Annotated in this window: 20 protein-coding genes and 4 pseudogenes; 10 read left to right on the forward strand and 14 right to left on the reverse strand. The window is 57.3% G+C overall.

What is annotated here, in order from left to right:
- Positions 1-31: 31 nt before the first annotated feature.
- Together FQ182_RS24065 and FQ182_RS24070 are read left to right on the forward strand one after the other, a co-directional pair.
- Positions 32-1,342, forward strand: coding sequence for an MFS transporter (locus FQ182_RS24065; protein ID WP_149414644.1), 1,311 nt, complete (start codon positions 32-34; stop codon positions 1,340-1,342).
- A gap of 120 nt (positions 1,343-1,462) precedes the next feature.
- The gene (locus FQ182_RS24070; RefSeq protein WP_149414645.1) at positions 1,463-2,473 is read left to right on the forward strand and encodes an aldo/keto reductase; all 1,011 of its coding nucleotides are present in this window, start codon (positions 1,463-1,465) and stop codon (positions 2,471-2,473) included.
- A gap of 79 nt (positions 2,474-2,552) precedes the next feature.
- Here the strand turns inward: FQ182_RS24070 and FQ182_RS24075 are convergent, their stop codons facing one another.
- A complete protein-coding gene (locus FQ182_RS24075; protein ID WP_149414646.1) occupies positions 2,553-3,029 on the reverse strand; it encodes an Lrp/AsnC family transcriptional regulator in 477 nt (158 codons plus the stop codon).
- A gap of 132 nt (positions 3,030-3,161) precedes the next feature.
- Between FQ182_RS24075 and rarD the strand changes: the two genes are divergently transcribed.
- Positions 3,162-4,043 carry an EamA family transporter RarD gene (rarD, locus tag FQ182_RS24080; RefSeq protein ID WP_149414647.1) on the forward strand — a complete coding sequence of 294 codons (882 nt, stop codon included), beginning with the start codon at positions 3,162-3,164 and terminating at the stop codon, positions 4,041-4,043.
- 66 nt (positions 4,044-4,109) lie between these two features.
- On the opposite strand, the gene hppD is transcribed toward rarD, so the two are convergent.
- Both hppD and FQ182_RS24090 read right to left on the reverse strand, forming a co-directional pair.
- A complete protein-coding gene (hppD, locus tag FQ182_RS24085; protein WP_149414648.1) occupies positions 4,110-5,186 on the reverse strand; it encodes a 4-hydroxyphenylpyruvate dioxygenase in 1,077 nt (358 codons plus the stop codon).
- 273 nt (positions 5,187-5,459) lie between these two features.
- Positions 5,460-5,780 (reverse strand): annotated as a pseudogene (locus FQ182_RS24090) (EamA family transporter); the annotation flags it as partial.
- Here FQ182_RS24090 and FQ182_RS24095 point away from each other — a divergent pair.
- The 3 genes and pseudogenes from FQ182_RS24095 to FQ182_RS24105 all read left to right on the forward strand — a co-directional run.
- Positions 5,773-6,111: pseudogene (locus FQ182_RS24095) on the forward strand (LysR family transcriptional regulator substrate-binding protein); the annotation flags it as partial. The pseudogenes FQ182_RS24090 and FQ182_RS24095 overlap by 8 nt on opposite strands.
- Before the next feature lie 122 nt (positions 6,112-6,233).
- Positions 6,234-7,775, forward strand: a complete 1,542-nt coding sequence (locus tag FQ182_RS24100; protein ID WP_149414649.1) for an EAL domain-containing protein — start codon at positions 6,234-6,236, stop codon at positions 7,773-7,775.
- Between the two features lie 197 nt (positions 7,776-7,972).
- Positions 7,973-8,338 carry a histone-like nucleoid-structuring protein, MvaT/MvaU family gene (locus FQ182_RS24105; RefSeq protein ID WP_149414650.1) on the forward strand — a complete coding sequence of 122 codons (366 nt, stop codon included), beginning with the start codon at positions 7,973-7,975 and terminating at the stop codon, positions 8,336-8,338.
- 224 nt (positions 8,339-8,562) lie between these two features.
- Here the strand turns inward: FQ182_RS24105 and FQ182_RS24110 are convergent, their stop codons facing one another.
- Positions 8,563-9,099: a DUF4946 domain-containing protein gene (locus FQ182_RS24110; RefSeq protein WP_149414651.1), complete on the reverse strand. Its 537-nt coding sequence runs from the start codon at positions 9,097-9,099 to the stop codon at positions 8,563-8,565.
- Between the two features lie 199 nt (positions 9,100-9,298).
- On the opposite strand from FQ182_RS24110, the gene gloA reads away from it, so the two are divergent.
- Complete coding sequence (gene gloA, locus FQ182_RS24115; RefSeq protein ID WP_149414652.1) at positions 9,299-9,820, forward strand: lactoylglutathione lyase; 522 nt, start codon at positions 9,299-9,301, stop codon at positions 9,818-9,820.
- 62 nt (positions 9,821-9,882) lie between these two features.
- Here gloA and ahpF read toward each other — a convergent pair whose 3' ends face one another.
- The 3 genes from ahpF to FQ182_RS24130 form a co-directional block, all read right to left on the reverse strand.
- Positions 9,883-11,448, reverse strand: a complete 1,566-nt coding sequence (gene ahpF, locus FQ182_RS24120) for an alkyl hydroperoxide reductase subunit F (protein ID WP_149414653.1) — start codon at positions 11,446-11,448, stop codon at positions 9,883-9,885.
- Between the two features lie 131 nt (positions 11,449-11,579).
- Entirely contained in the window at positions 11,580-12,143 is a 564-nt protein-coding gene (gene ahpC / locus FQ182_RS24125; protein ID WP_133102672.1) for an alkyl hydroperoxide reductase subunit C, read from the reverse strand.
- 133 nt (positions 12,144-12,276) lie between these two features.
- On the reverse strand, positions 12,277-13,209 hold the full coding sequence (locus tag FQ182_RS24130) for a site-specific integrase (protein ID WP_149414654.1): 933 nt from the start codon (positions 13,207-13,209) through the stop codon (positions 12,277-12,279).
- Positions 13,210-13,382: 173 nt separating this feature from the next.
- Between FQ182_RS24130 and FQ182_RS24135 the strand changes: the two genes are divergently transcribed.
- Complete coding sequence (locus FQ182_RS24135; RefSeq protein ID WP_149414655.1) at positions 13,383-14,390, forward strand: DNA-binding protein; 1,008 nt, start codon at positions 13,383-13,385, stop codon at positions 14,388-14,390.
- On the opposite strand, the gene gorA is transcribed toward FQ182_RS24135, so the two are convergent.
- Together gorA and galU are read right to left on the reverse strand one after the other, a co-directional pair.
- Positions 14,391-15,749, reverse strand: coding sequence for a glutathione-disulfide reductase (gene gorA, locus FQ182_RS24140; protein WP_149414656.1), 1,359 nt, complete (start codon positions 15,747-15,749; stop codon positions 14,391-14,393).
- Between the two features lie 132 nt (positions 15,750-15,881).
- On the reverse strand, positions 15,882-16,721 hold the full coding sequence (gene galU / locus FQ182_RS24145) for a UTP--glucose-1-phosphate uridylyltransferase GalU (protein WP_149414657.1): 840 nt from the start codon (positions 16,719-16,721) through the stop codon (positions 15,882-15,884).
- A 307-nt stretch (positions 16,722-17,028) separates the two neighbouring features.
- Here galU and FQ182_RS24150 point away from each other — a divergent pair, with 307 nt between their 5' ends.
- Both FQ182_RS24150 and FQ182_RS24155 read left to right on the forward strand, forming a co-directional pair.
- Positions 17,029-17,214 carry a hypothetical protein gene (locus FQ182_RS24150; RefSeq protein WP_016969599.1) on the forward strand — a complete coding sequence of 62 codons (186 nt, stop codon included), beginning with the start codon at positions 17,029-17,031 and terminating at the stop codon, positions 17,212-17,214.
- A gap of 146 nt (positions 17,215-17,360) precedes the next feature.
- Positions 17,361-17,642, forward strand: coding sequence for a hypothetical protein (locus tag FQ182_RS24155; protein ID WP_133102678.1), 282 nt, complete (start codon positions 17,361-17,363; stop codon positions 17,640-17,642).
- 9 nt (positions 17,643-17,651) lie between these two features.
- Here FQ182_RS24155 and FQ182_RS24160 read toward each other — a convergent pair whose 3' ends face one another.
- The 5 genes and pseudogenes from FQ182_RS24160 to FQ182_RS30050 form a co-directional block, all read right to left on the reverse strand.
- Complete coding sequence (locus FQ182_RS24160) at positions 17,652-17,882, reverse strand: hypothetical protein (protein WP_149414658.1); 231 nt, start codon at positions 17,880-17,882, stop codon at positions 17,652-17,654.
- 72 nt (positions 17,883-17,954) lie between these two features.
- Positions 17,955-18,880 (reverse strand): annotated as a pseudogene (locus tag FQ182_RS24165) (c-type cytochrome).
- A pseudogene (locus FQ182_RS24170) lies at positions 18,877-19,527 on the reverse strand (cytochrome c). The pseudogenes FQ182_RS24165 and FQ182_RS24170 overlap by 4 nt, the downstream one beginning before the upstream one ends.
- Positions 19,528-19,753: 226 nt before the next feature.
- Positions 19,754-20,104 (reverse strand): hypothetical protein, encoded by a 351-nt coding sequence (locus FQ182_RS24175; protein WP_149414659.1) that lies wholly within the window; start codon positions 20,102-20,104, stop codon positions 19,754-19,756.
- A gap of 21 nt (positions 20,105-20,125) precedes the next feature.
- On the reverse strand, positions 20,126-20,320 hold a 195-nt coding region (locus FQ182_RS30050; RefSeq protein WP_218575103.1), incomplete at its 5' end, for a hypothetical protein.

Consider the following 20,320-nt stretch of genomic DNA (forward strand, 5'->3'; position numbering starts at 1 on the left):
TTGCAAAAAATCATAATAAAGAGAGAACGCTATGTCACAGAGCGCCACCGCTACCCTGGCCAACGATGACGACAAAAACGCCGTCTACAAGCGCATCACCCTGCGCTTGATTCCCTTCATTTTCATCTGCTACCTATTCAATTATCTGGACCGCGTCAACGTCGGCTTTGCCAAGCTGCAGATGCTCGACGCCTTGAAGTTCAGTGAGACGGTATACGGCCTCGGCGCCGGGATCTTCTTTATCGGTTACGTGCTGTGCGGCGTGCCGAGCAACCTGGCGTTGACCAAGTTTGGTCCACGGCGCTGGATTGCGCTGATGATGATCGTCTGGGGCACCCTGTCGACGTGCCTGCTGTTCGTCACGACACCCACTCACTTCTATACCCTGCGCCTGTTTACCGGTGCCGCCGAAGCCGGGTTCTTCCCTGGCGTGGTGCTGTACCTCTCGCAGTGGTTCCCGACCTTCCGCCGTGGGCGGATCATGGCGCTGTTCATGTCGGCGATCCCGGTCTCCGGCCTGCTGGGCGGCCCGTTTTCCGGCTGGATCCTCAACCACTTCGCCGTTGGCCAAGGCGGGCTTGCGGGCTGGCAGTGGATGTTCCTGCTGCAAGGCATTCCAACGATCATCCTTGGCGCCCTGGCGTACTTCCTGCTCAGCGACAGCTTTGCCAACGCCAAGTGGCTCACCCCGCATGAGCGCTCAGTGCTGGAAGCCGACCAGGCGACGGACTTGGCCAACAAACCGAAAACCACCAGTGACTCCCTGCTGGAAGTATTCAAGAACCCAGCGATCTGGGCGTTTGGCCTGATTTACTTCTGCATTCAGAGCGGCGTATACGCCATCAACTTCTGGCTGCCGTCGATCATCAAGAACATGGGGTTCTCGGATAATCTGGTGATTGGCTGGCTCAGTGCAATCCCTTACCTGCTGGCCGCCGTCTTCATGTTGCTGGTGGGCCGTTCCGCTGACCTGCGCAAAGAGCGGCGCTGGCATCTTGTAGTACCGATGCTGATGGGTGCCATCGGCCTGATAATCGCGGTGAACTTCGCTACGACTCCGGCCATTGCCATCCTCGGCCTGACCATCGCCACCATGGGCGCCCTCACCGGCTTGCCAATGTTCTGGCCGGTGCCGACGGCCATGCTCAGTGCCGGCGCCGCAGCCGGTGGTTTGGCGTTGATCAACTCCATGGGGCAGATGGCGGGTTTCCTCAGTCCGTATTTGGTCGGGTTTGTGAAGGACGCCACCGGGTCTACCGATATGGCGCTGTATCTGCTGGCGGCGGTGATCGTGGCAGGTAGTGTGTTGGCGTTGCGGATGACGCGCACGCTGAAGGTGTAACGCGCTCGGTGCGGGCTTGCTCGCAAATGAAGATTCACGTGAACACAGCCGCTGGGCTTGTTCCAGAGCCTCGCTCTCTGGTATTGCATAGCCCACGTCATCCCTTATGAGGAGTTCACCATGATTTACCGCACACTGGGCCAGTCCGGGCTCAAGGTCAGCGCGCTGACCCTGGGCAGTATGATGTTTGGCGAGCAGACCAGCGCCGAGGACTCCTTGCGCATCATCGACAAGGCCTGGGATCAGGGTATCAATTTCATCGACACCGCCGACGTCTATACCGGTGGGCGTTCCGAAGAAATCGTCGGTGAAGCCATTGCCCGTCATCGCCAGGATTGGGTGGTGGCGTCCAAGGTTGGCTTCGGTCCGGCTGACGGCCCGCCCAACCGCAGCGGCTTGAGCCGCAAGCGAATGTTCAATGCCCTGGATGCCAGCCTCAGCCGCCTCGACACTGATTACCTGGACATCTACTACCTGCATCGCGAAGACCACCACACCCCACTGGAGGTGACGGTGTCAGCCATTGGCGACTTGATCCGCGAGGGCAAGATCCGCTATTGGGGCCTGTCCAACTATCGAGGCTGGCGCATCGCCGAGGTGATCCGCGTGGCCGAGCGCCTGGGGGTAGACAAGCCTGTCATCAGCCAGCCGCTGTACAACATCGTCAATCGCCAGGCCGAGGTGGAACAGATTACCGCTGCTGCTGCCTACGGCCTTGGCGTTGTTCCCTACAGCCCATTGGCTCGTGGCGTACTGAGCGGCAAGTACGCGCCGGATGTCACACCCGACGTCGGCAGCCGTGCCGGGCGCCAGGACAAGCGCATCCTGGAAACCGAATGGCGGGTCGAGTCCCTGCGCATTGCTCAGCAGATCCAGCAGTACACCCAGGGCCGGGGTGTCGGGATTGTCGAGTTTGCGATTGCCTGGGTGCTGAACAACACGGCGGTCAGTTCGGCCATTGTTGGGCCGCGCACCGAGGCGCAGTGGGATGCCTATACCCAGGCGCTAGCGGTGAAGATCAGTGCCGAGGATGAGGCATTCATTGATTCGCTGGTGACGCCAGGGCATGCCTCGACGCCAGGGTTCAATGATGTAGGGCATTTTGTGTCGGGGCGGATTGCTCATCCTTGATGAGCACCCTAAACCCCGTGGGAGCTGTCGAGCCTTGGCGAGGCTGCGATAGCTCCCACATTTTGATTTGTATTGTCAGTTAATCGAGCGGCACGTCCAGGCTCACCTTCACCCGGTCCATCACCACGATGCTGCGAAACCATTTGATGTTGCGGTTCTCATAGAACAACTGTCGCGCCAGGGTTTCGTAGGCCTTCATGGTTTCCACCACAACCACCAGCATGAAGTCGGCGTCGCCAGTGACGTAATAGCACTGCTGCACTTGAGGGATCGACATCTGCGCCTTGAGCACGTCGAGGTCTTCGATGTGGGTTCGTTCGGCATGCACCTCCACCAGGATGGTGATGGGCTTGCCCACCGCCTCCTGATTCACCACTGCCGTATTGGCAGTGATCGCCCCGCTCTGCTCCATGCGCTTGATCCGCCGTTGCACCGCAGCGGTAGACAGGCTGACCTGCTCGCCAATCACCCGCAGAGCCGTGGTGTTGTCATGCTGCAGGTGCTTGAGGATCGCCAGGTCGAAGGCATCGAGGGGTGGTTGTAGGTTGACGGGCATCAGGGCAGACCTTGGGGTGAGAAAATTTCTCATAAGATGCCGCAAAACAGAGCAAACGTCTCACAGCAAAAGCAATATATTCCCACCTTGATTTCCCCCCTCTCTTGTATGAATCGTCTTCGCGAGGACAGCGTGTCTAAAGGTGTTGCTCTATCGGTATTGGCCTCGGTGTTGTTTGCCGTGATGTATTACTTCACATCCTTGCTCACACCCTTGAGTGGCCTGGAGATTTTTGGTTGGCGGATGCTGCTGACAGTGCCGTGCATGACCGTGTTCATGGCAGTCAGCGGCGAATGGCGACGGGTGCTGGAGTTGGTCCGACTGCTGGCGGGCAAACCTCGGCTGATCGGAGGGATTTTGTTGTCTTCGGTATTGCTTGGGGTGCAGCTGTGGCTGTTCATGTGGGCGCCGCTCAACGGCCGCAGCCTGGATGTGTCCCTCGGTTACTTCCTGCTGCCGTTGACCATGGTCCTGACCGGTCGCCTGGTGTATGGCGAACGGCTGTCACGCCTGCAACAGATTGCGGTATTTTTTGCCGCCGCAGGCGTACTCAACGAACTGTACCAGGTGGGTGGTTTTTCCTGGGCGACACTGTTGGTGATCATTGGTTACCCAACCTACTTTGTTCTACGTAAACGGCTGGCTACCGACCATTTGGGCGGGCTGTGGCTCGATATGGCGCTGATGCTGCCGGTGGCGCTGTGGTTTGTGCAAAGCGGCGAACAGGGCTTTGCGGTGCTGGGTACCCACAAGGGGCTGTACGCGTTGATTCCCATGCTGGGGCTGATCAGTGCAGCAGCGCTGGTGAGCTATATCATTGCCAGCCGCTTGTTGGCGTTCAGCCTGTTTGGATTGCTCAGTTATGTGGAACCGGTGCTGTTGCTGGGGGTGGCCCTGTTACTGGGGGAAAGCATCGGGCCGGGAGAATGGTTGACGTATATCCCGATCTGGCTGGCGGTGGTGGTGCTGGTGTTTGAAGGGTTCAAGCATTTGGTGCGACAACGCAAAGCCTGATAACAGGCAAAACAAAGCCCGGCCGAGGAAGTCCTCGACCGGGCTTTTTTACAGCCTTGTCATCGATCAGTCAGCGGTCAATACACCACGACGCACCTGATCACGCTCGATGGATTCGAACAGTGCCTTGAAGTTGCCTTCACCGAACCCGTCATCACCCTTGCGCTGGATAAATTCGAAGAACACCGGCCCCATCAGGGTTTCCGAGAAGATTTGCAGCAGCAGGCGCCTGTCGCCTGCAACCGACGAACCGTCCAGCAGGATGCCCCGCGCTTGCAGTTGATCCACAGGTTCGCCGTGGTTTGGCAGGCGACCTTCGAGCATTTCGTAGTAGGTCTGCGGCGGCGCGGTCATGAAGCGCATACCGATCTTCTTCAACTGATCCCAGGTCTTGACCAGGTCGTCAGTGAGGAAGGCCACGTGCTGGATACCTTCGCCGTTGAACTGCATCAGGAACTCTTCGATCTGCCCGGCGCCCTTGGACGATTCTTCGTTGAGCGGGATGCGGATCATGCCATCCGGGGCGCTCATGGCCTTGGAGGTCAGGCCGGTGTACTCACCCTTGATATCGAAGTAGCGAGCTTCACGGAAGTTGAACAGCTTCTCGTAGAAGTTGGCCCAGTAGGCCATGCGCCCGCGATAGACGTTGTGGGTCAGGTGATCGATGACTTTCAGGCCGGCGCCCGGTGGGTTGCGATCAACGCCTTCCAGGTAGACGAAGTCGATGTCATAGATCGAACTGCCCTCGCCGAAACGGTCGATCAGGTACAGCGGCGCACCACCAATGCCTTTGATGGCTGGCAGGTTCAATTCCATCGGGCCGGTTTCGATATGGATCGGCTGGGCGCCAAGTTCCAGGGCGCGGGCGTAGGCCTGTTGGGCGTTCTTGACCCGGAACGCCATGCCGCACACCGACGGGCCATGCTCGGTGGCGAAGTAGGAGGCTACGCTGTTGGGTTCGTTGTTGAGGATCAGATTGATCTCGCCCTGACGGTACAGGTGCACGTTTTTCGAACGGTGGGTCGCGACTTTGGAAAAGCCCATGATCTCGAAGATCGGCTCAAGGGTGCCAGGGGTCGGCGATGCGAATTCGATGAATTCAAAGCCCATCAGGCCCATTGGGTTTTCGTATAAATCTGCCATGGTTTGGCGCCTCATCATCTTCTTAGAATTAACGGATATCGTTAGTTGCCAGCAAGGATGAGGGCGGCAGGTGGTGCACAGGAGATGCCCCGCACGCTGCGGGCGAGGAAGTCACCATAGATGAGTGGGGACCCGAGTAGCTTCATGGTTGGATCATTCTCTTACGGGCGTCTCTGACGGACGAGGCTTGCGTGAATGCAAGCACTTATTCTTGTATGCGTAAACCGATTCTACACAGCGTAACCAAGTTTGTCCGTATTCCCTATCAAAACCCTATGCCCTGGCAGGTGCAAGGGGTTTATTGCACAGATAAATCCCCACCAGGATCACTGCGCCTCCCAGATACATTGGCGCAGTCAGTTGTTCCCCCAGCAACAGCGCACCACAAATCACTGCCGTCAGCGGATTAAGGGCAATAAACACCCCAGAGCGGGTGGCGCCGATGCGCCGGATGCCATCGTAGTAACCAATGTAGGCCAGGGCCGATCCCAACACGCCGAGGTACAGCAGGCTCAGCAGTTGTGGCAGATGAATGGCGCCCAGCGCTTCAACCGTCAGCCTGCCCGTCACAAGGGTGGTGGTTGCAAGCATCAGCCTTCGGGCCTTGTGCGACGACCCGTTTATCCTGACCGAGGCTGGCTCTTCGCAACTGGTATCGCGTTTGTTCGTCGGCGCCGGACTCAAGCCGGATATCCGCTATCGCTGCCCGCAGTTGCTCAGCACCCTGGACACCGTGCGCCGTGGCGACGGGGTGACCCTGGTCGCCGAGCTGTCGCTGCCCGATACGCCACAACCGGGCTACCTGAAAAAGCCCCTCAAGCCGGCAGTCAAGCGACAGGTTGGGCTGGCGGTGTTGGATCAACGACAGTCGTCGCCGGCGACGCTGGCTTTTATCCGACTGGCCACACGTATCAATGCTGACTGAGCAGGCGCAGATGCGCGGCGCCATCTATCATGGCCCTGACCCACACTCTTTTTTGCACGGCTCCTGTTGTCCCGCCCGCCTTTGAGAGCCCTATCGCCGCTACCCGCTACAGGTCCGCGCCAATGCCACTGACCGTCAAAGGCCCACGAAAAAGCACCACCCGCCACCTGATCACCCTGCTCAGTGGAGTGTTGCCAATTGTGTTCGGCGTAGTGATCCTGTACTTGCAGGCCGAGCGCACGCTGGAACAAAGCACCGCCGAAACTGCTGGGGAAGCGGTGCGCCAGTTCGACCTGATGCTCGACAACACCGCCCTTGCCGCCCAGGAACTGCTGCCGCTGGCCGGTCATGAATGTGACAACCAGACGCAGTTGGCCCTGCGCGAACAGGTCACCCGCCGCCCCTTCGTGCGCGCTACCACCTTGTCGTGGCAAAAGAGCATTTATTGCAGCTCATTGTTCGGCGGCAATTACGTGTCACCGGTCAATCCGGACGACTACGTCAACGGCCGCCTGTGGTTGATGAATGGCAATCCGGTGACACCCGACACGGCGTTGCTGGTGTACCGGCTCACGCAAGGCGATCAGGGCGCCTTTGCCTCCATCGACGGCTACCACCTGACGAACGCTTTGCGCCTGATCAGCCGCTACGCGGACCTGCTGCTGCAGGTCGGGCCCAACTGGCTGGCGTCCGACGGAAAAGTCCATGACACGACCCCCCCTGTGTTTGCCGTGGCCCATTATCAACTTGACTCCAAACGGTACGTCTACAGCATCGAAGCCGGCATGCCCGAAGGTGAGGTGTGGCGCTACATGGAGGCCCGATATCCGGCGCTGTTCAGCCTGGTGGTGTTCTTCGGCGTACTGGCGGGCATCCTCGCGCACTGGTTGCAAAAGCGCTCATCCTCCCCTACCCGCGAGCTGCAACGAGCGTTGGGAGCCAACGAGTTTGTGCCTTACTTCCAGCCGGTCGTTCGCGGCGATACACGCCAATGGGCCGGCTGTGAAGTACTGATGCGCTGGAAGCACCCCAAGGAAGGCCTGGTGCGTCCTGACCTGTTTATCCCCTTGGCCGAACATTCGGGGCTAATCGTCCCGATGACCCGTGCATTGATGCGCCAGACCGCCGCGCAGTTGGCGCCACACGCCGATTCATTGATTGCCGGCTTCCATGTGGGCATCAATATCACCGCCAGCCATTGCCACGACCTGGAGCTGGTAGAGGACTGCCGGGAATTTCTCGCCGCCTTCCCTCCGGGCCAGGTCACGCTGGTGCTGGAGTTGACCGAACGGGAGCTGATCGAGCCCACCGACATCACTCGCCAACTGTTCGAAGCCCTGCACAACCTGGGAGTCATGATTGCCATTGACGACTTCGGTACCGGCCATTCCAGCCTGGGCTATTTGCGCAACTTCAACGTCGACTACTTGAAGATCGACCAAAGCTTTGTGGCGATGATCGGGGCCGATGCTCTATCGCGGCATATACTCGACAGCATCATTGAACTGTCCGCCAAGCTTGAGCTGGGCATCGTCGCCGAAGGGGTCGAAACAGACGAACAATGCCAGTATCTTGCAGCGCAGGGTGTGGATTTTTTGCAGGGTTATCTGTTTGGGCGACCCATGCCGTGTGCTGAGTTTATTCAAAGCCTGCACAGCCATTGATAGCCATCTACCCTCTGAATGAAATATCGTTATTTATACAAACGTCATGATTTACTCTTAACGAATTAACTACTACAATTTTTCCTGCCTGTGCAAAACTGACAGGAGGGTCACTTTCGTTGAGTCACCTTAAGGCTCTTGGCTTATAGCTTTGTATGCAGTTGGTATCAGCCAAATACACTATTGGAGTACAGATTTTGTCCAGACTCGCCGAATTTCGCGCAGCAGAAAAAGCCCTTCAAGAGCAGCTCGCCCAGCTGGAATCCCTGAAGAACGACGCCGGCCTGAAGAAAGAAATCGAATTCGAAGAAAAGCTTCAAGGCCTGATGAAAACCTACGGCAAGAGCCTGCGTGACATCATCGCCATCCTTGATCCAAACCTGGGCAAGTCTGGCATTAAAGTGGCGACCGCACCAAAACAGCGCCGCGCACGCGTGGTCAAGGTCTATCACAACCCGCACACCGGCGAGTTGATTGAGACCAAAGGCGGCAACCACCGCGGCCTGAAGGCCTGGAAAGAACAGTACGGCGCAGCCACTGTAGATTCCTGGCTTCGCGGCTAGTACAAAGGTACTAATGAAAGCCCTGCACCTGCAGGGCTTTTTTGTTTTGGGGTACTCGCTTTCGAAGAAAAAGCCGTTGCTTGGCGCTTTCGATAATCAACTTTAAAAAACATTTCATTTTGTAAAAATACCAATAACACCACTCACCCGCAACGCCACGATATAGCCACTAAGTTGCACCCGCTGGCTATCATTGGAAAAATCTGACGCTCTAGTCTGAGGGATCAAAGTTTCAGGCTGTCGCGCACAGAATTGACTTCATCCTTGCTCGCGGCATAAGCCTCGGCCTGCCCGGCGTATGAAAGAACATAAGCCTTATCGGTATCAACAGCCCCCACCAATGTTTGTGACAACACATGCCGGCCGTTTTCGGTGATGACGCAGGTAGTTTCCAGAGCCTCAAAACGGCTTAATGTTGTCGGATGAATCTTGCTGCAGACGCTTTGATAACCCGTGCGAGCGAAATCCTTCTGGATGGTCTTGCGCATCTCCAGTAGCACACCCTGCAAATTGACTTTATGCCCGGCCGCAATGGGGGTGCCCGTCAATTCCATGACCATTAGCGTCGTACCGTTTTCATCGTTTTTTATCGCACGCTGACGGGAAACCGTCGAGGGCTGGGTAGGCGCCTCATCGTCGGGTACGACCTCTTCCACCTGCCAGCCACTGGGCCAGTGAATTTGCGGGTCGGCAGCCAACACAGCAGTGCTGCCGAGCAACAGGCACAGGATACTCAACAGCGATTTGCGGAATCGGGTCATTGTGAAAAACACTCGCTGGCCAAGGGACAAAGTTTGAGCCCCAGCGCACGCTAGCCGCAAGGCCCGCGCGACCTTTTTCATTTGGCGCGGCAGACGGGGCCTGCGTATCATGGACCCGCTGCACGGACGCCTGGCAACCGCACACCAAGGGACCGCTCATGTCTTGAGTCGCGTTTGCCCCATTTTTTCTGGAGGGCCCATGAGCCTGCACGAACTGAACACCTTCCCGGGCGTCACCGCCCAACCGGACACCGCCACCTCGAACTTCGTGTTCAACCACACCATGCTGCGGGTCAAGGACATCACCAAGTCGCTGGACTTCTACACCCGCGTCCTCGGCTTCTCCTTGGTGGAAAAACGCGATTTCCCAGAGGCTGAATTCAGCCTGTACTTCCTGGCCCTGGTGGAAAAATCCCAGATCCCCGCCGACGCTGCCGAACGCACCCAGTGGATGAAGTCGATTCCGGGAATTCTCGAACTGACACACAACCACGGCACTGAAAACGATGCCGACTTCGCCTATCACAACGGTAACACCGACCCGCGCGGCTTTGGCCATATCTGCATCTCGGTGCCGGACATCGTCACTGCATGCGAGCGCTTCGAAGCGCTGGGCTGCGACTTCCAGAAGCGCCTGACTGACGGCCGCATGAAAAGCCTGGCGTTCATCAAGGACCCGGATGCGTACTGGGTCGAAATCATCCAGCCCGCGCCGATGTAAATACTGCCGGCCATAAAAAACCCCATGATTGCTCATGGGGTTTTTTATTTTCAGGCCAGCCGTTATTCCGGAGCAGAGCTGCGAATCAGGTAATCGAAAGCGCTCAGGGACGCTTTGGCGCCCTCGCCTACCGCAATCACGATCTGCTTGTACGGCACGGTGGTGACGTCGCCGGCAGCAAATATGCCAGGCAGTGAAGTCTCGCCACGGGCGTCAACAATGATCTCGCCACGGGGCGACAGCTCAACGGTACCCTTTAGCCAGTCGGTATTGGGCAGCAAGCCGATCTGCACAAAGATACCATCCAGGTCGACGGTCTTGAAGTCGTCCGAGTTGCGGTCCTTGTACACCAGGCCGATGACTTTCTGGCCATCACCTTTGACTTCACTGGTCAGCGCATTGGTGATCACGTCAACGTTGGGCAGGCTGTACAGCTTGCGCTGCAATACCGCATCAGCGCGCAGCTTGCTGTCGAATTCCAGCAAGGTGACGTGGCTGACGATACCCGCCAGGTCAATCGCCGCCTCAACGCCGGAGTTACCGCCGCCAATCACGGCAACACGTTTGCCTTTGAACAGCGGGCCATCACAGTGCGGGCAGAAGCACACACCTTTAGCCTTGTATTGCTGCTCGCCCGGCACGCCCATTTCACGCCACCTTGCACCGGTCGCCAGGATCACGGTCTTGGATTTGAGGCTGGCACCGCTTTCGAAACGAATTTCGTGCAACTCACCGGCATTCTTCGCCGGAATCAGTGCGCTGGCACGTTGCAGGTTCATGATGTCGACGTCGTACTGCTTGACGTGTTCTTCCAGGGCACTGGCCAGCTTCGGCCCTTCGGTTTCCTGGACCGAGATGAAGTTCTCGATGGCCATGGTGTCCAACACCTGACCGCCGAAACGCTCGGCGGCAACACCGGTACGAATACCCTTACGAGCGGCGTAGATCGCCGCCGCCGCACCAGCTGGGCCACCGCCGACCACCAGTACGTCAAAGGCTGCCTTGGCGCTGATTTTTTCGGCCTGTTTTTCGATACCGCTGGTGTCGAGCTTGGCGAGGATTTCTTCCAGACCCATGCGGCCCTGGCCGAAGTTCACACCATTCAAGTAGACGCTCGGCACGGCCATGACCTGACGATCATCGACTTCGGCCTGGAACAGCGCGCCGTCGATAGCAACGTGGCGGATGTTCGGGTTGAGCACGGCCATCAGGTTCAGTGCCTGGACCACGTCCGGGCAGTTCTGGCACGACAGCGAGAAGTAAGTCTCGAAGCTGAACTCGCCTTTCAGGGCGCGGATCTGTTCAATCACTTCGACACTGGCTTTCGAAGGGTGGCCGCCGACTTGCAGCAGTGCCAACACCAACGAAGTGAATTCATGACCCATGGGGATGCCGGCAAAACGCAGGTTGATATTGGCACCCGGACGGTTGATGGAGAACGATGGCTTACGCGCATCGGTACCATCGCTGTGCAGGGTAATCAGCGTCGAGAGGCTGCTGACGTCCTGCAACATGGCAAGCATTTCCTGGGATTTCGCACCGTCGTCGAGGGAGGCGATGATCTCGATCGGCTGGGTGACCCGTTCCAGGTATGACTTCAACTGAGCTTTAAGATTGGCGTCCAACATACGGGCGATTTCCTATTAATTCATTTATTACGGTCGAAAAAAAACGCCCGAGCGAATCTCGCCCGGGCGTTTTTGAGGGCGGTACAGCTTACTTGGGTGCGGTAAAACCCGCCCTGTAGCGTTTCACAGGTTTAGATCTTGCCGACCAGGTCCAGGGAAGGAGCCAGAGTGGCCTCGCCTTCTTTCCACTTGGCTGGGCAGACTTCACCTGGGTGAGCAGCAACGTACTGAGCGGCCTTGATTTTGCGCAGCAGCTCGGAAGCGTCACGGCCAACGCCGCCGTCGTTCAGTTCAACGATTTTGATCTGACCTTCTGGGTTGATCACAAAAGTGCCGCGATCCGCCAGGCCAGCTTCTTCAATCAGTACATCGAAGTTGCGGGAGATGGTCAGGGTTGGATCGCCGATCATGGTGTACTGGATTTTGCTGATGGCTGGCGAAGTGTTGTGCCAGGCCGCGTGGGCAAAATGGGTGTCGGTGGACACGCTGTAGATTTCGACGCCCAGTTTCTGGAATTCGGCGTAGTTGTCAGCCAGATCTTCCAGTTCGGTTGGGCAGACGAAGGTGAAGTCGGCTGGGTAGAAGAATACGACAGACCACTTGCCTTTCAGGTCAGCGTCCGACACGTCTACGAAGTTGCCGTTTTTGTAAGCGGTGGCTTTAAACGGTTTTACTTGGCTGTTGATGATAGGCATCGTTGACTCTCCGTCAGGGGTTAAGAAGTTGATGAGATGAATCCTACCCAGTCTCGCGGTCGATGGCTCATTGGCAAACCTGATGCTGACGATTGGTTTTCGCTATCAACGGACTGTATTAATAGAAGAAATTTCAAATCAGCTTGTCATTGGTCACGGTCATGCCGAGAAAAGGCGTTGCTTCAACATAGCGCATGGCGGATTTCATGTCCTTCCAGCCGACGTAACTCATCAACGACTTCAAATCCCAACCACTGCGATGGGCCCATGTGGCAAAGCCGCGTCGCAGCGAGTGGCTGGTGTACTGCTCGGCGGCAATCCCTGCACGCTCCAGAGCCTGGCGCAACAACGGGATCACGCTGTTGGGATGCAAGCCCTCCTCACTCAAGTTGCCCCAGCGATCGATGCCGCGAAACACCGGGCCACGCACCAGGGCCGACGCGCTGAGCCATTCGCTGTAGGCCTGGACTGGGCACAAGCGCAGCAAGGCTGGGGTTTGGTAAGTCTTACCGAGGTTTTCCCGGTCGCTTTTGCTGCGAGGCAAATACAGGCTGATCCCCGAGCCGGGCACCGCTTGCACGTGCTCGATAGTAACTCGGCACAGTTCATCACTGCGAAAGCCACGCCAGAAACCCAGCAGGATCAGGGCCGCATCGCGCTTGGCGCGCAGCCATCCTGGCTGATCATCAACGCTTCTTGCCTCATTGCCTTCGCGTTCAAGCCACTCAACAACCTGTTCCAGATGCTGGAGCTGCAAGGGTTGCGCCTGTTTTTCCTGGGCCGGGTGCAAGGCGCGAATGCCCTTCAATACCTTGCGCACTACCGGGGCCTTGGTCGGATCGGGAAACCCCTGGCTGGTGTGCCACTGCGCCAAGGCAGAAAGACGCAGCTTCAGGGTGTTGACCGACAACACGCCAGCGTGCGCCACCAGATAGCGCGCCACGCTGTCGCTGGTGGCCGGCAGGAAGCCACCCCAGCTCACCTCAAAGTGTTCGATGGCCGCGCGGTAGCTGCGACGGGTGTTGTCGCGGGTGGCCGCGTTTAGATAGCGATCCAGCTCGCTCACGGCGAAGACCTTATGTGTACGGCCATTGGGTGAGAACCCTTCAAAAATGCTTATGACACGGGATAATACGCCAATATCCCAGCTGTTAAATCACCAATTTAAATGAATATCTTATCGTGATACAGTATGTATATACATACTACGTAACACAGTACGAAATCGACGGAGACTCCATGGCTCGTGGTGGCATTAACAAAGCAGTCGTTCAAACGGCCCGCCTGGCGATCATCGCCCGCGGCGAAAACCCCAGCATCGACGCGGTACGCATCGAAATGGGCAATACCGGCTCGAAAACCACGATTCACCGCTATTTGAAAGAACTGGACGAAAGCGACTCCCGGCAAACCATTACCCAGGCGCCTATCGATGACGAGCTGGCAGAGCTGGTGGCGCAGCTGGCCCAGCGCCTCAAGGACAAAGCCCAGGAACCCATTGATCATGCCCTGGCGCAATTCGAACAGCAGAAGAGCGCCCTGCTCGCCCAGCTTGAAGAACTGGGACTGACTCACGGGCAACTCAAGCAGCAGTGCGATATACAAGCCGCAGCACTGGCCGATGAAAGCGCCAAACTGCAGAGCACCCGCTCTAGCCTGCAGACCGAACAAACCCGCAATGCAGGCCTGAGCCAGGCCTGCAGTGATTACGAACTACGGATCAACGACAAGGACGAGCAGGTTCGCTCACTGGAAGAAAAGCACCTGCATGCGCGAGATGCACTGGAGCATTACCGCAACGCGATCAAGGATCAGCGCGAGCAGGAGCAGCGGCGTCATGAGGGTCAGTTGCAGCAGGTGCAGGCAGAACTGCGTCAGGCGCAGCAGAGCGCAATGGTGCGCCAGGACGAGATCACCCAATTGCACCGCGATAACGAGCGGCTGCTGATTGAGCATCGCGTTACCATAAAGGAGCTGGGCACACTGCAAGAGCAGTCCCGCAAGGACCGTGAGCAACAGCGCCAACTGAGCGAACAGGTCAGCCTGATCGATAGCGAGCGCACGCTTCTCCAGGAACGCCTGCGCGTCGCCCTGCTGGAAACTCAGTCACGCCAGGAGGCGCTGACCGAACACCAGCAGACCAACAAGACTCTGGAACTGAATCTGGCCAAAGCCCAGGCCAGTATCGAAACGTTGCGCCTGGCGGCCGTCGTTGCGACGGCGCCAGAGGCAACTGCCAAGGACTGATTAGCCAGCCACAGGCGTGCGCATGGTGACGAACTCTTCCGCGGCCGTCGGGTGCACGCCGATGGTTTCATCGAAATGTTGCTTGGTCGCACCCGCCTTGAGGGCGATCGCCAGGCCCTGGATGATCTCGCCGGAATCCGGCCCGACCATGTGGCAACCCAGGACCTTGTCGGTCTCGGCGTCCACCACCAGCTTCATCAACGTACGTTCCTGGCAGTCGGTCAGGGTCAGCTTCATCGGCCGGAAACGGCTTTCGAATATCTGCACCTTATGACCGTCAGCCTTTGCCTGCTCTTCGCTCAAGCCGACAGTGCCGATATTCGGCAAGCTGAACACCGCCGTCGGAATCATCGCGTAATCCACCGGGCGATACTGTTCAGGCTTGAACAGGCGGCGAGCCACAGCCATGCCTTCAGCCAATGCTACAGGCGTCAGCTGCACACGCCCGATGACATCGCCAATGGCCAGGATCGACGATTCGGCAGTCTGGTACAGATCATCGACTTCGACGAAACCGCGCTTGTCCAGCTTGACCTTGGTGTTTTCCAACCCCAGGTTGTCGAGCATCGGCCGCCGGCCGGTAGCGTAGAACACGCAATCAGCCTCCAGCACGCGACCGTCTTTCAAGGTGGCCTTGAGGCTGCCATCGGCCTGCTTGTCGATGCGCTCGATATCGGCATTAAATTGCAGGTCCAGACCACGCTTGGTTAGCTCTTCCTGCAAATGCTTGCGTACCGCGCCATCAAAACCGCGCAGAAACAGGTCGCCGCGATACAGCAAGGTAGTCTGGGCACCCAGGCCATGGAAAATCCCGGCGAACTCCACCGCGATGTAACCACCGCCCACCACCAGCACGCGCTTGGGCAGCTCTTTAAGGAAGAAGGCCTCATTGGAGCCAATGGCATGCTCGCCCCCCGGAATTTCCGGGATCTGCGGCCAGCCACCGGTGGCAATCAGAATATGTTTGGCGGTGAAGCGTTCACCGTTGATTTCCACCTGATGCGGATCCACCAGCCGCGCATGCCCCTCATGCAAGGTCACGCCACTGTTGACCAGCAGGTTGCGATAAATGCCATTGAGGCGATTGATCTCGCGATCCTTATTGGCAATCAAGGTCGCCCAATCAAAATTCGCCTCCCCAAGGGACCAGCCGAAACCACTGGCTTGCTCGAAGTCTTCGGCGAAGTGCGCGCCATACACCAGCAGCTTTTTTGGCACGCAACCAACGTTGACGCAGGTGCCACCCAGGTAGCGGCTTTCCGCCACGGCCACCTTGGCTCCAAACCCGGCAGCAAACCGCGCAGCCCGCACACCGCCAGAACCGGCGCCAATTACATAAAGATCAAAATCGTAGGCCATTTCACTCTCCTCGGCAGGACATCAGCATACCTGCTGCCATTCACTAGGCAATACATGACCCGAAATACGGACCCGGAAAAAAAGAAAGCCACCCGAAGGTGGCTTTCTTGAGATCAAGCAGGCAACCGTGAATCAGTAAGCCTTGCCGGTTTTGTAGAAGTGTTCGAAGCAGAAGTTGGTCGCTTCGATGTAGCCTTCAGCGCCGCCGCAGTCAAAGCGTCGACCTTTGAACTTGTAGGCAATCACGCAGCCGTCTTTGGCTTGCTTCATCAGCGCATCAGTGATCTGGATTTCGCCGCCCTTGCCTGGCTCGGTCTCTTCAATCAGCTTGAAGATGTCCGGAGTCAGGATGTAGCGACCGATGATCGCCAGGTTCGATGGCGCATCTTCCGGAGCTGGCTTCTCGACCATGTCACGCACGCGGATCAGGCCATCACCGATGTCATCGCCAGCGATCACACCGTACTTGTTGGTTTCCTGAGGATCGACTTCTTGAACGGCAATAATGGTGCAACGGTATTTCTTGTACAGGTTGACCATCTGAGTCAACACACCGTCGCCGTCCAGGTTAACGCACAAGTCATCCGCCAGCACCACGGCGAAAGGTTCATCACCGATCAGCGGGCGACCGGTCAGAATCGCGTGGCCGAGGCCCTTCATTTGGGTCTGGCGAGTGTAGGAGAACGAGCACTCGTCGAGCAGTTTACGGATACCGACCAGGTACTTTTCCTTGTCGGTGCCCTTGATCTGGTTTTCCAACTCGTAGCTGATGTCGAAGTGGTCTTCCAGGGCGCGCTTGCCACGGCCGGTCACAATGGAGATTTCATTCAAACCGGCATCCAGTGCCTCTTCGACGCCGTACTGGATCAGTGGCTTGTTTACCACCGGCAGCATCTCTTTGGGCATGGCTTTAGTCGCTGGCAGGAAGCGAGTACCGTAACCGGCTGCTGGGAACAAGCATTTCTTGATCATATGAGTCCTTAAAAGGGCTGTGCGTACGAAATTCGGCGCAGTCTAATCAGGCCGCAGTCACCTTACAATGGGTGCTGCTGGCGTTGCGATGTCAACATAGAGAAAAAATGTCGGCGTTAGTTCCGCTCATCTTCCAACAAGCCTCACCAATGGCACCATCAAAATCGGCTGCACCTCGTTATTTCAAAGGTCTGCAACCTTTTTAGCATGCTTTGGGGGATATCGGCACTGACCTGCAACAACTTGCGCGACCCCATCGCGTTTGGCGCTATCATTGCACCCTTGAACCAAACAACGAGATTGATAGATGTCAGAACCAAAAGGCGTGAACGGCTACCTGATCACACAGCGAGCGGATGGCTGGCACTTGATCAACTTCCACGGTGACAGCGTCGCCGGAACATTTGCGACCGAACGCGAAGCCATTGCGGTAGCCGAAGTGTTTGTGGATGAAGCTGGCCACGCGTCGAGCAAAAGACCGAAGGGCAAGTAAGCCTGCCGCCCTGCGCATCAAGCCCCGGTGAACGGGGCTTTTTTGTGTTTGCCTGTACCTTGATGGCCGTTCGCTATAATCTCCCTCGAAACGCCCCACGACAGTGTCAGCGCCCCCCTTCAACACCTTTTGACGACGACTCTCACATGAACAAGATTCTGGCACTGATTGCGGTACTGGCGCTCACCGGCTGCACCACCGCCTCCGACACTTACCTGAACAACGGCGAACAAGGGCTGACCATCGACTGCTCCGGCGAAGCCAATTCCTGGGCCAGTTGCTACGAAAAAGCCGAAGCTTCTTGCGCGGGCACCGGCTACCGTATCGTCGGCACCGAGGGCACGCCGTCCCTGAAGGAAAGCGACAAGACCTTGGGCGCGGATGTCGGCAACTTCAAAGGCCGCAGCGTGGTGGTGGTCTGCAAGTAAGCTTGCCGATTACATGTGAATTTCGGCGAACTTGATACCCAGGCCACGAATGGTGTCGATCAGGTCGTCCAGGTGCGCAAAAGATTCGACCTCGTCCTGATCATCCACCAGGAAAAAGCTACGCCCGGCGCTTTTCTTGAAAAATACAATCCATTCCCCTGGATCGGCCGGATTTTGAATCACATGGGTCGCCGAGATGTGATTCTCTGCATGCCGCTCTCTGACTTGCTCGCGTTTCATATCTTATTTCCGAAAAAACAATGCCGCTAAAACCTCAGGCCTCAGCGGCATTTTTTGTGGGTTACCGACAGTTTAACGGATGCCTTGGCCAATCAACACGCCGTCGACCGTTTGCCCATACAGGTTGACCCCATCATTGGCGTGGAACTTGACCCGGGTCTTCTCCACGGAACCCTCCACCAGGCGCGGGTCCTGGGGCCGTTCATGGCGGTTGACGTACGCTGCCACGTCCCACGCCTGTTGATCGGTCAAGCTGCCACCCTTGCCCAAGGGCATATTGTGTTTGATAAAAGAAGCCGCGGTGTTGATCCGGTGCATACCGGCGCCCCAGTTGTAGGAGTCCTTACCCCACAACGGCGGCATCACATAACTGTCACCAACTTTCTGACCCTCCCCCTCAGTACCATGACACACCGCACACTGGCCCTTGTATACCTCGGCGCCCCCGGCCAGGTCATATCCCTTGGCCGGTTGCGGCACATCAGGATAACCTCGCCCCGGCAACTCGACGCCCAATGGCGCCTTGCTTGCCAACCAATAGGAATAGACCGACAGCGCAGTAATCTCCGGGCTGTCCGAAGCAGGCGGCTTGCCGCCATTCATGCTGAACTGGAAGCAACCCTGCAGGCGCTCGGCAAAGGTATTCACCTTGTCGTTCTTTTTTCGATAGGCCGGGTACAGCGGGTAAGCGCCCCATAACGGCGCCGAATTGGCCAACGGCCCTGGTCCAGGTGGCAGTTGCTGCAATTGAGGCCATTACCGACAAACTGCGGCGCCAGGCGCTTGGTGTCGACAAACAACGCATACCCCTGCATCACCAGCTTGCCGTAGGCATTATCTGGCAACTCGCTTTCCTGGGGTGGCTGGAACTGGGTGATGGTCGGATGCGACGCCGCCGGCACCTGCAGTTGCGATTGATCTTCCATGACGACGGTGGCAGCCAGCGCGGGCAAGCTGACCAAAGAACCCAGCAGGGATACAAACGAAAAGATCTTCATGGCTTGACCTCCTGACCGCTCAGCGAAGCGAAGTAAGTGGCCACGCCTTGCACTTCTTCAGCCGTAAGGGATTTGGCGATGTGCCCCATCAGGTCATTGGGATCGTTGTGCCGCGCCCCGCTCTGCCAGGCATTCAACTGTCCAGCCAAGTAAGCCGCAGACTGGCCTGCCAATGGTGGAAAAGCCTCCCCGACACCAACACCTGACGGCCCATGGCAGCTGACACAGGCGGGAATCTGCCGATCCCAGGCGCCTTGCAGCGCGAGTTTTTCTGCGGGGCTGCCAGGTGTGGCACTTCGATGGGCAGTGGCAACGGCGGGCGTCGGCATCGCCGCCAGCGTTTGGGTCACCGCTGCAATTTCTTCTTCAGTAAGTGCCTTGGCCAGCGACTACATCACCGGGCTGCTACGCGCGCCACTTCTGAAATCATCCAGTTGCTTGCGCAAATACGCCGCCGGCAAACCCGCCAAGCGCGGGAAGCCCGCCGCCGCCAAGCCCAACCCATCGGCACCATGACAGGCCATGCAAGCCGCCGCGCCAGGCTGCACGCCGCCCCCGGCAAAGACCTTCTTACCTTCCAGCGCGTGGGCGCTGCCCAGCATCAATAGCAACGCGCTACCCATCAGAACTCTATCCAGAGACATCATCACGACTCCATTTTTATAGTTATATGCTTAGGCCCATAAGGCATAAGCCAACAAATGGTAGGTCAATGAGCTAACCGCCACAACACCTCAAGCGGCAGGAAAAGTAATCGTAAATCGATAATCAGTAGAAACGACCTACAAACAACAGACAAAAAAAACCTGACACTGCATCAGCAGGTCAGGCTCTTCAAATCGGATTCGATAGGGTATAGGCGGCCTTGCAGGCTCAACCGGAAATGCATTCTTCCGCAGCTTTCTTCACATCACCCGGACGAATCGGGACATTCGACATACTCTCGTAGAGCTTGATACTGCTGCCGCTGGAGCGGTCTTCGATTTCAAAAATGGCAGACGGATCAGCTGAAAACTTCTGCGGCACGATCACCCGAACACCTTCCTTGTGGGGTTCGATCTGTGACGGTCTGCGGGTCGATGACAGTTTCTGTACAACACATGCCGCATACTCCTGCGGTTTCTTGCCGGAGATGACCGCCAAGGTTGGCGGTGTTTGCTTGATGTCTGAAACCGAAGCACACCCACCTATCGCCAAGGCCAGAACCAATACACTCCACTTCATAGAAAACCTCCGATAAAGACCCTACGACAGCGGGGATGGTATTTTTCTCCCGCCCACATAGGATTTATCCATGATAACTCGGTAAATAACTGGGCGGCGGCAAAAACTGAGTGCAACACCTGACCTTTCCGGTACGGTGCTGCCCCTATGTCTTATACCGAACTCAGCGTTGAAGAGCGCGCCACCATTCAAATCAGTCATGCCCAAGGCTTCAGC

It is taken from the genome of Pseudomonas sp. ANT_H4, assembly GCF_008369295.1.
Lineage (GTDB): Bacteria > Pseudomonadota > Gammaproteobacteria > Pseudomonadales > Pseudomonadaceae > Aquipseudomonas.

Excerpts from the sequence above, each read along its gene's own strand:
- FQ182_RS24100 (WP_149414649.1), top strand. The coding sequence starts at position 6,234 with ATGCCACTGACCGTCAAAGGCCCACGAAAAAGCACCACCCGCCACCTG.
- FQ182_RS24155 (WP_133102678.1), top strand. The coding sequence starts at position 17,361 with ATGAACAAGATTCTGGCACTGATTGCGGTACTGGCGCTCACCGGCTGC.
- FQ182_RS24150 (WP_016969599.1), top strand. The coding sequence starts at position 17,029 with ATGTCAGAACCAAAAGGCGTGAACGGCTACCTGATCACACAGCGAGCG.
- FQ182_RS24110 (WP_149414651.1), bottom strand. The coding sequence starts at position 9,099 with ATGACCCGATTCCGCAAATCGCTGTTGAGTATCCTGTGCCTGTTGCTC.
- gloA (WP_149414652.1), top strand. The coding sequence starts at position 9,299 with ATGAGCCTGCACGAACTGAACACCTTCCCGGGCGTCACCGCCCAACCG.
- FQ182_RS24065 (WP_149414644.1), top strand. The coding sequence starts at position 32 with ATGTCACAGAGCGCCACCGCTACCCTGGCCAACGATGACGACAAAAAC.
- ahpF (WP_149414653.1), bottom strand. The coding sequence starts at position 11,448 with ATGTTGGACGCCAATCTTAAAGCTCAGTTGAAGTCATACCTGGAACGG.
- FQ182_RS24070 (WP_149414645.1), top strand. The coding sequence starts at position 1,463 with ATGATTTACCGCACACTGGGCCAGTCCGGGCTCAAGGTCAGCGCGCTG.
- gorA (WP_149414656.1), bottom strand. The coding sequence starts at position 15,749 with ATGGCCTACGATTTTGATCTTTATGTAATTGGCGCCGGTTCTGGCGGT.
- FQ182_RS24160 (WP_149414658.1), bottom strand. The coding sequence starts at position 17,882 with ATGAAACGCGAGCAAGTCAGAGAGCGGCATGCAGAGAATCACATCTCG.
- FQ182_RS24135 (WP_149414655.1), top strand. The coding sequence starts at position 13,383 with ATGGCTCGTGGTGGCATTAACAAAGCAGTCGTTCAAACGGCCCGCCTG.
- ahpC (WP_133102672.1), bottom strand. The coding sequence starts at position 12,143 with ATGCCTATCATCAACAGCCAAGTAAAACCGTTTAAAGCCACCGCTTAC.
- hppD (WP_149414648.1), bottom strand. The coding sequence starts at position 5,186 with ATGGCAGATTTATACGAAAACCCAATGGGCCTGATGGGCTTTGAATTC.
- galU (WP_149414657.1), bottom strand. The coding sequence starts at position 16,721 with ATGATCAAGAAATGCTTGTTCCCAGCAGCCGGTTACGGTACTCGCTTC.
- FQ182_RS24175 (WP_149414659.1), bottom strand. The coding sequence starts at position 20,104 with ATGAAGTGGAGTGTATTGGTTCTGGCCTTGGCGATAGGTGGGTGTGCT.
- FQ182_RS24075 (WP_149414646.1), bottom strand. The coding sequence starts at position 3,029 with ATGCCCGTCAACCTACAACCACCCCTCGATGCCTTCGACCTGGCGATC.